The 11,751-nt window shown below is 51.5% G+C and carries 11 protein-coding genes; 9 read left to right on the forward strand and 2 right to left on the reverse strand.

The window, feature by feature from the left end:
- Positions 1–68: 68 nt before the first annotated feature.
- From IDH45_RS15980 to IDH45_RS16005, 6 genes are all read left to right on the forward strand, one after another.
- The gene (locus IDH45_RS15980) at positions 69–878 is read left to right on the forward strand and encodes a metallophosphoesterase (protein ID WP_190929123.1); all 810 of its coding nucleotides are present in this window, start codon (positions 69–71) and stop codon (positions 876–878) included.
- A gap of 58 nt (positions 879–936) precedes the next feature.
- Positions 937–1,332 (forward strand): DUF2203 domain-containing protein, encoded by a 396-nt coding sequence (locus IDH45_RS15985; protein ID WP_317891220.1) that lies wholly within the window; start codon positions 937–939, stop codon positions 1,330–1,332.
- Between the two features lie 42 nt (positions 1,333–1,374).
- Positions 1,375–3,009 carry a copper resistance CopC/CopD family protein gene (locus tag IDH45_RS15990; protein ID WP_190929125.1) on the forward strand — a complete coding sequence of 545 codons (1,635 nt, stop codon included), beginning with the start codon at positions 1,375–1,377 and terminating at the stop codon, positions 3,007–3,009.
- Between the two features lie 156 nt (positions 3,010–3,165).
- On the forward strand, positions 3,166–3,981 hold the full coding sequence (locus tag IDH45_RS15995; protein ID WP_190929126.1) for a sensor histidine kinase: 816 nt from the start codon (positions 3,166–3,168) through the stop codon (positions 3,979–3,981).
- Positions 3,978–4,652, forward strand: coding sequence for a response regulator (locus tag IDH45_RS16000; protein ID WP_190929127.1), 675 nt, complete (start codon positions 3,978–3,980; stop codon positions 4,650–4,652). Before IDH45_RS15995 ends, IDH45_RS16000 begins: the two co-directional genes overlap by 4 nt.
- Positions 4,653–4,733: 81 nt before the next feature.
- Positions 4,734–5,357, forward strand: a complete 624-nt coding sequence (locus tag IDH45_RS16005) for a YcnI family copper-binding membrane protein (protein WP_190929128.1) — start codon at positions 4,734–4,736, stop codon at positions 5,355–5,357.
- A gap of 172 nt (positions 5,358–5,529) precedes the next feature.
- Here IDH45_RS16005 and IDH45_RS16010 read toward each other — a convergent pair whose 3' ends face one another.
- A complete protein-coding gene (locus IDH45_RS16010; RefSeq protein ID WP_190929129.1) occupies positions 5,530–6,849 on the reverse strand; it encodes an extracellular solute-binding protein in 1,320 nt (439 codons plus the stop codon).
- Between the two features lie 119 nt (positions 6,850–6,968).
- Between IDH45_RS16010 and IDH45_RS16015 the strand changes: the two genes are divergently transcribed.
- Together IDH45_RS16015 and IDH45_RS16020 are read left to right on the forward strand one after the other, a co-directional pair.
- Positions 6,969–7,898 (forward strand): AraC family transcriptional regulator, encoded by a 930-nt coding sequence (locus tag IDH45_RS16015; protein ID WP_190929130.1) that lies wholly within the window; start codon positions 6,969–6,971, stop codon positions 7,896–7,898.
- 199 nt (positions 7,899–8,097) lie between these two features.
- The gene (locus IDH45_RS16020; protein WP_190929131.1) at positions 8,098–9,006 is read left to right on the forward strand and encodes an AraC family transcriptional regulator; all 909 of its coding nucleotides are present in this window, start codon (positions 8,098–8,100) and stop codon (positions 9,004–9,006) included.
- Between the two features lie 101 nt (positions 9,007–9,107).
- On the opposite strand, the gene IDH45_RS16025 is transcribed toward IDH45_RS16020, so the two are convergent.
- Positions 9,108–10,004, reverse strand: coding sequence for a helix-turn-helix domain-containing protein (locus tag IDH45_RS16025; protein WP_190929132.1), 897 nt, complete (start codon positions 10,002–10,004; stop codon positions 9,108–9,110).
- 388 nt (positions 10,005–10,392) lie between these two features.
- Here IDH45_RS16025 and IDH45_RS16030 point away from each other — a divergent pair, with 388 nt between their 5' ends.
- On the forward strand, positions 10,393–11,715 hold the full coding sequence (locus IDH45_RS16030; protein ID WP_190929133.1) for an ABC transporter substrate-binding protein: 1,323 nt from the start codon (positions 10,393–10,395) through the stop codon (positions 11,713–11,715).
- The last annotated feature ends 36 nt before the right edge of the window (positions 11,716–11,751 follow it).

Consider the following 11,751-nt stretch of genomic DNA (forward strand, 5'->3'; position numbering starts at 1 on the left):
GCAGGTCTATCGCAAGCGGTCATGACCGATGAACAAAACCGACATTACGGAAGAAACGGGGGAATGGAATGATATACGTTTTGGCCATCTTCGGAGCTGTTGCCGTTTTAATCTACTTGTTCTACGGGACGATCCATGTGGAAGTGACGGAAACGAAGGTGAGCTCCGATCGTGTGAACGGAGAATTGCGAATTGTTCAAATATCCGATCTGCACGGTCGAACTAAATTTTGGAGCGGTACGGTCGGGGATATCGTCGACTCGCTTAAGCCCGACATCGTGTGCGTAACGGGCGATCTGTTCAACAAGCTGGAGCAGCTTCCGGAAGTGATGAGGGAGCTGACCGGGCTGCGGTGCACGTACGTTTATTTTGTACCGGGCAACCATGAATGGGAGGAGAAAACCGGATTTCGCAAGCGCAAGCTGACCGAGTCGGAGCATATCGACGTCTTGCGCAAAATCGGCACGCGCAACATTCGGGTGCTTGCTAACGACGGCGAGCTGGTCGAGATGAAAAACTCGAGAATCCTCGTCTACGGCTTCGATAATTCGGTATACGGACGGGAGCGCTACACCCCGCCGCAAGAGCAGCTGGAAGGGGCTTTCCGGCTTACGCTCGGCCATTCTCCGGGGATCGTCAGGTGGCTCGACCAGCGGTCGATCGGCTACGATCTGCTGCTGGCCGGCCATACGCACGGAGGGCAGATCCGCTTGTTCGGCAAGTCTTTATGGCCCTACAACCGCTACCACACCGGGCTTAAGGAAATGAAGCCGGATCAGCATGTCTATGTAAACCGCGGACTGGGAACGGTCCATCTCCCGCTGCGATTCGGATGCCGCCCGGAAATTGCGCTGATCCGGGTCACCGGCAAACCGTGATTGGATTCGCCTCCCTCCTTTTGGTACAATCGAAGCTGGGAGGCGATGGAGATTGGAGATGAAGTGGTTTACGCTGGAGGAAGCCAACGCGCTGCTGCCGACGATCCGCGAGGAGCTTGCGGCGGTTCAATCGATCGCAAAAGAGTATGAGGAGCGTTATAAGAGGCTGATTCAGTTGAAGGAGAAGGCGGGGGTCCGGCGCGATGAGCAGTCCGATCCGTTTTTTACATTAGAGTGCGAACTGGAATTCAGTCAGATTGAAGCGAGAGCGATCATCCGGAGCATTCACAGGAAGGGCGCCCAGTTGAAAGATCTGGACATGGGCCTGATTGATTTTCCGGCTATTCTGGACGGAGAGGAAGTCTTGCTCTGCTGGCGGCAAGGGGAAGACCGCATTACGCATTGGCACGGATTTAACGACGGATTTTACGGCAGAAGGCCGTTAAACGAATAGGACGAGATGGTCTTAGAGACAACGAGGGGATCGAGCAGCGACATGAATCTTATGAAGCGATGGCTTGTTGCAGCGGCGATTATGCTATTCGGCGCCGTTCTGTTGATTTCGCCGGAGCGGGTGTCCGCGCATGCCGTTTTGACGAAGGCGGTGCCGGAGGCGAACAGCCAGCTGAATACAGCGCCGGAACGAATCGAGCTTACGTTTAATGAACGGCTTGAAGCGGAATTGTATTACATCAAAGTTTTTGATGAGATCGGCAGGGAAATATCCGACCGGAAAGCGACGCTAAGCGGCGACCAGAAGGCGATGCAGCTGGAGCTGCCAAAGCTGTCGAACGGCCGCTATACGGTTACCTATCACGTCATCTCCGCAGACGGGCATCCGGTAGAGGGCACCTACGTGCTGTCGATCGGTCCCGGTTCGGAAGGAGCGCTGATCGCTTCGCCGGAATCGCTGCACGCCGGGCATTCGCTCTCGGCGGATATGAGCGTGTACGACATTTTGAAATACATATCCCGGATCGCCTATTTCTTCGGGCTGCTGGCCGTGGCGGGCTGGGTGTTCTGGGGAATCGCGGCCGGACTGAACCAATCCGCGGTTAGCGGATACTACCGCAACGGTTTGCTGAGCGTGCAGCGCACTCATTTTTTGGCGCTGATCGCGTTCGTTTATTTTCATTATCAGGATCTGCTTGGCGACCAAGGGTTTGGCGAGTTGATCGGACTGTTCACCGGTACGTGGGTCGGCCGTTCGTGGCTGATTGCGTTCGTGCTGTCTCTCGTCGGCTTTGCGATGCTTGGCCGGTCGAAGGCCGGGGACGCCGTATGGATCGTTCTGCTGCTTGCCGCCAAAAGCGTCAACGGGCATGCGATGGGCTATGAACCGCGGGTGTTGACTGTATCGCTCGATTTCATCCACCTGCTGGGCGCCGCCATCTGGGTTGGGGGGCTACTGCTGATCGTGCCGGCGTGGAAGAAAAACAGAACGTGGATCGACAGCTTCCTGCCCGTATTTTCGAGGTACGCCCTGATCTCGATTATCGTGCTCACTTTGTCGGGCACGGCGACGACGCTGCTGTATTTGCCGGGGCTGAACTATTTGCTTTATTCGCAGTGGGGCAAGCTGCTGATCGCCAAAGTCGTGTTTGTCGTGCTGGTTATTCTGATGGCTGTCGGAATCCGGATGGCGATGAGAGGCCGCAAGGAAAAAGATTTACGCGACATGGTGAGGATGGACTTCGGTGCGATGAGCATCATCGTCGTGCTCGTCGGGTTGCTTACCTTTATCAGTCCGGTGCCGCCGAATGAACCGCTATATTGGCACCAGATGGGCGAGAAGGTGCATGCGACCGTACAAATAACGCCGAAGGTGCCGGGGGACAACCGGTTCCAGGTGGACGTCTGGCTGCCGAAGGAGCTGGACAAGCCGAAGCGGGTTCAACTGAAGCTGCACAATCTGGACAATCCCGATATTGCGCCGATTGAAGTACCGCTTGCGGAGCACATCAACGATCAGGAAGATGCCGGATTCACGGCGGACGAGACGTATGGCCAGTTCAGCTACAAAGCCGAAGGACCTTACCTGCCGTTCGCCGGATTGTGGAAGCTGGAGTTCCGCCTGCTGGATAAGAATGACGACGAGACCGTATACACGGAACAAACGAGACTGTATTAATAGCGGAAACGACGGGGAAGCTCCCTTGCCTGCTGCGCCTTGGCGCGCCTCGCAAGGGAGCTTTTTAAGAAAGAAAGGGTAAGAGTGTTAAGTGAAGCTGAGCTCAGTTGAGCCCTAGCGCACAAGAAAGCTGCACGGCCAAGAGGGGGGACGCGTTTGTCGCTGCAAAGGCTGAAATGGTTTACGATTCTTCTTCCGGCGATCGTAATCGGCGGCTTCGAGCTGATCCGCCACGAGTTTATGCTCCATTATTTGTCGATGGAGGCCGGGAACTTTTATATCATCGCCTTGACCTTGCTGTTATCGTACTGGTTTTCCAACTGGATGTTCCGCAAGATCGAACGGATGAACGCTACGCTGGCCGAGGAGCAGTCGAGACGGGCCGTTTATGAAGAGAGGGAGAGGCTGGCCCGGGAGCTGCACGACAATATTGCTCAGGTGCTGTTTTTCCTGAACGTGCAGCTGAAGCAGGGCAAGACGGAGGAGGCGCGGTCGGCCGTATCGGAGATCGATCATCATTTGCGTCAGGCGATCTTTAATCTGCGCTCGCTCCCCGAGGACGGCGTGTCGTTCCCGGATCGTCTCGGCCGGTGGCTCCGCGAATGGAGCGTCCTATCGGGCGTCGAGGTGGACCGGCAGGGGGAATGGACGGCAGGGCTGTTCCACTCGTCCGAAGAGGTTCAGCTGTTCGCGATCGTCCAGGAAGCGTTCACGAACATCCGCAAACATTCCAAAGCGGACCGGGTGCTGCTTGTGTGGGAGTACGATTATGACGGTGCAGGAAGCTGGAGGCTGACTGTGCGCGACAACGGAGTGGGCATGAAACCGGCGGCTGCGGACTCCAGCAAGTACGGAATCCCGATGATGCGGAAACGGGCGGCCGAGCTGGACGCCGACCTGACCGTCCGGAGGCTGGAAAGCGGCGGGACGGAATTGCGGCTGGCAGGAAGAAAGGAGCGTGTGATGCCATGACGCCATACCGCGTATTGATCGCGGACGACCATCCGCTTGCGCGCAAAGCGATTCGCAGCCTGCTGGATGAGGATGACTGGTTCGATACGGTCGGCGAAGCTTCCGGGGGAGCCGAGGCGGTCGCCCTATGCGGCAATCTGCAGCCCGATCTCGTGCTGATGGATATCAACATGCCGGATATCAGCGGGCTGGAAGCGACCCGCCGCATCAAGCAGACGTACCCGCACATCCGCGTCGTTATGCTTACGGTCTCCGACCATGTAGCCGATCTGTTCACTGCGATCCAGTTTGGAGCCCAGGGCTATTTGCTCAAAAATATGGACCCGGACGACTGGATGCAATATTTGCACGCGCTGCTGGACGATAACTCGGAAGTGTCTCGCCAGATGGCGGACAAGCTGTTCCAGCATTTCCGGGGAGGGGCGAATCCGGTCTCGTCCGAGCCGGATGCGGCGGTGCTGACTCCGCGGGAGCGGGAGCTGGTCGCTTGCGTGGCGGCCGGCGAGACGAACCGGCAAATTGCGGAGCGGCTTGTTATCGCCGAGAATACGGTCAAAAACCACATTAAAAATATACTGGATAAACTAAGTCTGGAAAACCGGGTGCAGTTGACCGCTTACGCAGTGAGACAAGGGCTGACACATATCGGTCATAAACGTGCCGAAAAATAGCCCGGTCGAGTCATTCTCACCCGTCCGCTTTTTGGGTACAGTAAGAAGTGCTGACAAACATGCGGGAGGGGTTGTAGAAAGATGAAGAAGACAGGATCGCTGATCGCGGCGTGCCTGCTGGCGATGATGCTGTTTGCAGGCGTGGCCAGCGCGCATGTAACCGTGCTGCCGAACGAGACGGCGCAAAATAAATATGAAGTATTTACGGTGCGGGTGCCGAACGAGAAAGAGATTGCGACGGTTAAGGTGGAAGTGAGATTTCCGGCAGGAGTAACCGTTTCGCGCTTCGAGCCGAAAGCGGGATGGAAATACGACCTGACCAAGGACGCCTCCGGTAAGATTACGAGCGTCATCTGGACGGCTACCGGCGAAGGGCTTGGCGCTACCGAATTCGGCGATTTCAAAATGTCCGGCAAGGTGGAGAATGACGCCAAAGATTTGTCCTGGAAAGCGTACCAAACCTATAAGGATAACAGCGTGGTCGAGTGGGTGGGAGCGGAAGGCTCCGATAAGCCGGCATCGGTGACGAAGGTGAAGGCCGCAGCGGCGGGAGCCGACTCGCACGGTCACGACACGGGAGCCGCTCCGGCGGAAGAGACTGGAAGTGCTGGTTCCGAATCGAAGCTGCCGCTTTACTTGTCGATCGCGGCGGTCGTGCTGGGCGCCTTGTCGCTGCTCGTGTCTCTTATTAAGAAAGCGAAGTAAAGAAACTTGGTTTCGCATATAAGTTCCAATAAAACCCGTCCATCTCAAGCATCGCTTGCTTGAGCGGACGGGTTCTTAGGTAGAATATTCCGAATACGCCCTTGCGGGAACTGGAGCCCGAGAAAGTACCCGAGTTAGCGCTGGGCACTCGGTGTGTACGCTGGATCCCGTATCATTTTTGTAGCTTCTGTTGCTCGGCTTCTTTGATTTTCAGGTTCAGCTTCTCATCGGCTTCGCGCAATGCGGTGTTCACATCTTTCACTCCACTTGCCACCTGGATCATCGCTTGTGCGATAATACCGTGTCCGTCCGCATATTGATCGGTTTTGAGGCTGGGAATAGCCGATTTATTCGATACGAGCGCCTTCACGTTTCTGTCCTTGTACCCAACAACGTCTTGCCCGAACGCATCACGTACTTTATTGCTTGTAAGGACAGGAAGGACGCCTTCTTTCGCCTTCTCCAGCTGATACTCCTCGCTGGTCAAATAAGTCATGATGTCGAATACAAGTTCTTTGTGCTTGCTCATGCTGGTTGGGAAAAATGCCAATGGGTTCCCTTGGGTACCTATGCCAGGCGCATCTTTAAACACTGGTGATGTAACCATGTCCCAGTTCGCCGTAGAAGAAGGCGGTACGGCATAAAAGTTCATCGCTGCTACATGCTCGGTATGGAATCGTTTGCTAGGTGCGTCCCATGTCCAGCCTTTGCTTAAATCCATCCCCGAAGTTTGGAAAAACCGGGTAATGTTACTGGTTAAAGCTGTCCACTTCGGATCGCTGCTGAACATGGCTTTGTTCGTAGCCGGATCGATGTAGCTGGCTGAAAGCTGGTTGAACAACGAATAGGCAACGAAATCGGTTACTAGACCGTAGTATTGCACGCCTTCCTCCGTCCTGGTAAGCTTACGTGCCAAGTCGTATACTTCATCCCACGTCATGCCGTCTTTCGGATAGGCCACTCCAAATCGGTCGAATAGGTCTTTATTGTACATTAAGGCAAAATTACTTGTACTAACAGGCAAACCGTATAGCTTCCCTCCGGGTGTGAGCCCGCGCATTCCTTCGATGATGTTCGGCTGTATATGAGACAAGTCATATTTTTTTGTTTTGATTAGTTCCTCTATGTCATATTGCAAATCGAATATCTTTACTACATGATTGAAAGAAACCGCTTGTACGACTACGAAGTCGATGGTTTGGTTCGTACCCAGTACGGCGGGAATATCCACCCCCCATTTGGCCCCTCCTACATAATCGAACGATACGTGAGGGAATTTTTTTTGAATATCGCTTCCGAATTCTTTTGTAAACTGTTCCAACGATCCGTTTGAAGCTGGTGTGAACACCGTTAACGTCACGGGCTTCTGCTGCTGCTCGGGTACAGCTGGAGATTCGGTTGTCGTCTTCCCTTCGCCCGAACATGCCACAGAAAGTATGGCTAATAAACACAGGATAATGATAAGCTTGGCGGCTTTTTCGAACTTGCTCATTTTAAAACCTCCCTGATCGTTTAGACTGGAACTTCTCGAAAAGCAGATTACGTACCAATATTCAATTCATGGGACGCCGAGTATAATAAAGATAGAGCCGGAGAGAAGGAGGCAACGAAATGGCCCTGTATCCGTGGTATGAAGATGTGTCAACGGTATCCGATTCGGAAGAGCAGCAGCTTGCGTTCGTTATCTCAAAAAATTCGATAAAACGTTTCTATCCGCTGCACCATCATGATTGCATGGAGCTTTCCTTCGTCGTGGAAGGGTATGGGTACGAGAACGTAAACGGCAAGAGTCATCTTTTACAGCCCGGTACCGTCTCCATTTTGTTGCCCCATCATATCCATGAATTTCAAAACAACTCGAAAGTGCCAATGCAATTATACTGCTGCATGTTCGATATGAATCTTTTGTTCGGTTCCTCTTTCGACTCTGTGGTAGGCAGGTATGTATTAAAGACAGGAACGCTGCTCCCCTCGCACTATAAGCTAAATTCGTCTCAAACATCGGACGTGAAACGGATCTTGGATGAACTGCTCGAGGAGTATAACGGATTGGAATTCGGGAAATACACGCTGATTCGTGGCAAGCTGATCGAGATGCTTATCGTGATCTTGCGGACCCGGTTGCCTTATGAGCTGAATCACAACGACCCTCAGCTGATTTCCGATCTGAACGCGACTGGTAAAATCGTAGAGATTGTACAGTACCTTCATTTGAATTATCGAAAATCGATAAATTTGAAAGCGTTGTCTACCGAATTTGGGCTAAGCATTCCTTACATTAGCCGTCTATTTAAAGAACAGACCAGCCAAAATTTTATTGATTATTTGCACGCACTTCGAATTAAAAGAGCACTGAGTCTTCTGGCAATGACGAATATGTCGATACTGGAAATATCGATTGATGCGGGATTTGAGCACATAAGCACCTTTTCCCGGGTGTTTCGTGAAACGATCGGCATCCCGGCCAGCGAATACCGAGACCTCAAGCGGCAATCGATTCGCGACTGGATAAACGATACGACGATTGGGGCCAGCGAATAACCTCATACAAAGTCCGGTTTGTCCATGCAAGCGACCCCCCTCTTGATCTTGTATTATTGATGCATCCTCAATATAACAATTATGGTATAATTACATATTTCATTTTTTATTTCGAATGGGTCATTATTATCGGAATTCCATCCCAACCCGGTCCTGTATAAACGAAGCAAATCGGCATCCAAGGAGGTTGCATTTGCCCATGTACCCGATTTTTCAAGATGTGTTGATTGCAGATCATGCCGAAATTGATCGTCTTCCTTTTTTTATTAACAAAAATAGGATTTACGGTTTATGTCCCCTTCACTATCATGACTTTATGGAACTGTCCCTTGTATATGAAGGAACCGGAACCGAGATCGTGAATGGGAAGCGTCATCGTATGCAGCCGGGTACGGTATCCGTTTTGCTGCCGCATCATGTTCATGAAATTCATACGGAAGGAAACGCTCCGATTCGGTTGTATTGCTGTATGTTTGACATGAACTTTATTTTCGATTCGCCGTACGATGCGGTGTTCAAGAACTACTTGCTAAAAACGGGAACTCAGCTTCCATCCCATTATGATTTGAATGCTGAGCAATCAAAGCGTGTCGGACAGATTTTGGAGCTGCTTTACATGGAATATCGGGGCACGGCCTTCAGCAAACATTCGTATATCCGCACCAAATTGATCGAGGCGATTGTGTACATCATAAGAACCCGTATGGACCACATTAATCCGAAGCTCAAGGATGGCCAGACGATTCGCGATCCAGTAACGGCTAACAGTATAAAAGAAATGGTGCAATACGTTCATGTTCATTATAAGGAGGCGTTATGTCTAAAAGTGTTATCCGAGAAATTCAGTTTTAGCGTTCCGTACATCAGCCAGCTATTCAAAGAACAGGTGGGGCAAAATTTTATCGATTATTTGCACGCCTTGCGAATCAAAAGAGCGACCAGTCTTCTGGTCAGGACCCGGATGTCCGTACACGACATAGCCCTTGATGTTGGCTTCTCGCATATTCGCACGTTTACCAGAGTGTTTAGAGAGGTGACCGGTCTGTCAGCCCGGGAGTACCGCAATCAGAAGCGTCGAGCGATCGAGTCTAGTGAAGTTGATCGCTAAACTTCGGGGTAGCGGCTGGAGCCCGATCCCGTTCCCTTCATTCGAAAGAAGAGAAGCTTTTCTAAAAGAGTTGGCGGGGAAAGGGGGAGTGTAACGTTATATCACGAAGTTGGCGCGGAGGAGGGACTTAGCTTGTCTGCGTTAGTGGTGAGCCGCAGCGCATATTCCTTCGGGGAACAGCGGTTGTAGCGCTTGAATAGCTGATAAAAATGAGTCATGTTCGTTATGCCGACTTTTTCAGCAATTTCTGTAATTTTGGCCTGTTCAGTGAGAAGCAGCCGCTCTGCTTTTTTGATTCTTTGAATGTTGACATATTGGACGAACGACAATCCGATCGTTTTTTTGAAATATTTCGAGAAATAATGATAGCTCATGTTTGTCATTTTACTAATCGTGTCCATTTCGATTTTATCGGACAAATGCCGTTCGACATAGTCGAATACTTGGCGCAGATTGGAGGCGGGCGGCAGCTCGCGATTCTCCCCCTCTTCCTCGCTTTCGCTGCGAAGGACAGAAAGCAGCAGCTGCTTGACGTACAGGCCGATCGCTACCTCGCTGCCTCTTCGCCTGCAGTGCATTTCATGGTATATGCCGCTAATCGCTCGGCCTATGTCTTCCCGCAGTTGGGGCACAGTGTGGAACTGCTCGTTAAACCGGCTGAGGGGGCCGTCGATCTCATAAAGTGTCCGGTAATAAAGCATGACGGACGGGTCGGAATAAGCATTCAAATCGAAATGCAAGGTCAAATAAATAACCTTTTCCGATACAACGGTCCAAGTGGCATGCGGCTGGGACGAGCCGACTAACAAAACGCCCCCTGGCCCCAATGTGTATACCTGCTCCTGCACGCGTATTTGAAGGCTCCCCTCCTGAATGTACAGCCATTCCAATTCACGATGATAGTGCCACAACCGGAGCAGAGGCTCTCGGATTTTCATATGTTGATTCACTTTGATGCACAGCATAGCGTCCTGATAAGGAATACGCTCATCGTACATGATCCGCTCCCCCCCCTAATGTTGAGAACAAAATTTGTTATAAACCTGACAAACGCTGACATACAGCATTTCCTATACAAAGCTTATACTTGAATGTGTGGTGAGGTTCACTACGCTGAAAGTCCCCATGATATCTCCTGTCGCAGCATGTTTTGGCGTGAAATGGGTACGAAGTCAGACGAGTGTGGTGTGCACTATAGTCGAAAACGCTTACAACGTCTTACTTCATATTCCAACATGATCATGGATATGCAGTCATTATAAGCTGTTCAATGACAGAGGATCAACCCTAATGCGGACAGGCTTACAAGGAGGAAAAACTCGGACGTGATGCTGGGGCGATGGAATTCGAAAGCAAGCTTACGATTGGAAAGGGGTCTAGAGGAAGATGAATAAAACCGTTTTGATGAAGGGTGTTATGTGCGCATTTCTTACGATCGCTTTGACAGCATGCGCAGCAGGACAGAAATCGGCGGAGCCAGGACCAAGCGGAGGCGCCGCCGACGCGGAAGTCAAGCAGCCGAAACCGCCCGAGCCGGTGGACATTACTGTATTCAGTATTAACAGAACGACAGAGGACGCTTTTAACAAGCAGTACGGGGAGGCGATCCGAAGCAAATTTCCTCACGTAAATTTGAAAGTCGTAGTCAACGGCAAGGGAACGGGAATCCCCGAACTGATTGGCTCCAATACGCCAATCGACATTTTGTATGGATCTGTTGAAGGAATTTTTACGAACGTCATCGACTATAAGCTGCAATACGATATTACCGGACTGATCCAATCGCGCAAGTACGATCTTAACAAGCTTGAACCATCGATCGTAGAGTTGCAGCGCAAGCTTAGCGGCGGTAAACTGTACGGTCTGCCGGTATGGACGGCGACGTCGGGATTGTTCTACAACAAAGATTTGTTTGACAAATTCGGTCAGCCGTATCCAAAAGAGGGAATGACTTGGGATGAACTGGCGGAACTGTCGAAAAAAATGACACGGCTTGAGGACGGCGTCCAGTATTACGGGTATGTCACCGGCCCAGGGGCGCAAATGGCGACAAATCAGCTAGGACTCGATCCGATCGATCCAGTGACGATGAAGTCGAATTTCACTTCCGAGCCGTGGAAGCAATTTATGCAAAGTATCGTGGACATATACAAAGCCTCGGGTCTTGCGTATAAGGCTGACGAGCTCGATGTGGCGAAAAGCCGAGCAGCATTCGAGAAAGAATCGCGGGTAGCGATGTATACGAACTATAGCGGAGGAACGCCTCCGGAAACGATGAACTGGGACGTTGTCTCTGTGCCGAGTTATAAAAACGCTCCGGGCAAGGGGCCGCAGGTGTATCCGAACTACTGGTACGTATCGGGGATCAGTAAGCACAAGGAAGCGGCTTTCGACATTATCGCCTTCTTGAGCTCGGACGAGTTCCAGATTCCGCATAACCGGAAAGGCTATGCGACTGTACTGAAGGATGAGGCGATTAAGAAGCAATACGGACAAGATATGCCAAAATTCAAAGGTAAGAACGTTGCAGCGATGTTCCCGAAACAGCCGGCTCCGGCGATGAACTACACGCCTTATGTGCGGAACGCTCAGAATGTATTCCAGAGCGCATTTCAAAAGCATATGCTTGAGGGCATCGATCTGAATACGGTGATGCGTGAGGCGGCAGAACAGCTCGATAAACAGGTCATGGATGCTCAAGGCAAATAACAATAAGAAGTGCAGGCACCGCTGGAGACTAGACAA

Source organism: Paenibacillus oceani (assembly GCF_014705615.1).
Taxonomy (GTDB): domain Bacteria; phylum Bacillota; class Bacilli; order Paenibacillales; family NBRC-103111; genus Paenibacillus_AB; species Paenibacillus_AB oceani.

What these genes read in the sequence shown, in the direction of transcription:
- IDH45_RS16000 (WP_190929127.1), top strand. Translation starts at nt 3,978, where the DNA reads ATGACGCCATACCGCGTATTGATCGCGGACGACCATCCGCTTGCGCGC.
- IDH45_RS16015 (WP_190929130.1), top strand. Translation starts at nt 6,969, where the DNA reads ATGGCCCTGTATCCGTGGTATGAAGATGTGTCAACGGTATCCGATTCG.
- IDH45_RS16025 (WP_190929132.1), bottom strand. Translation starts at nt 10,004, where the DNA reads ATGTACGATGAGCGTATTCCTTATCAGGACGCTATGCTGTGCATCAAA.
- IDH45_RS15985 (WP_317891220.1), top strand. Translation starts at nt 937, where the DNA reads ATGAAGTGGTTTACGCTGGAGGAAGCCAACGCGCTGCTGCCGACGATC.
- IDH45_RS16005 (WP_190929128.1), top strand. Translation starts at nt 4,734, where the DNA reads ATGAAGAAGACAGGATCGCTGATCGCGGCGTGCCTGCTGGCGATGATG.
- IDH45_RS16030 (WP_190929133.1), top strand. Translation starts at nt 10,393, where the DNA reads ATGAATAAAACCGTTTTGATGAAGGGTGTTATGTGCGCATTTCTTACG.
- IDH45_RS15980 (WP_190929123.1), top strand. Translation starts at nt 69, where the DNA reads ATGATATACGTTTTGGCCATCTTCGGAGCTGTTGCCGTTTTAATCTAC.
- IDH45_RS16020 (WP_190929131.1), top strand. Translation starts at nt 8,098, where the DNA reads ATGTACCCGATTTTTCAAGATGTGTTGATTGCAGATCATGCCGAAATT.
- IDH45_RS16010 (WP_190929129.1), bottom strand. Translation starts at nt 6,849, where the DNA reads ATGAGCAAGTTCGAAAAAGCCGCCAAGCTTATCATTATCCTGTGTTTA.
- IDH45_RS15990 (WP_190929125.1), top strand. Translation starts at nt 1,375, where the DNA reads ATGAATCTTATGAAGCGATGGCTTGTTGCAGCGGCGATTATGCTATTC.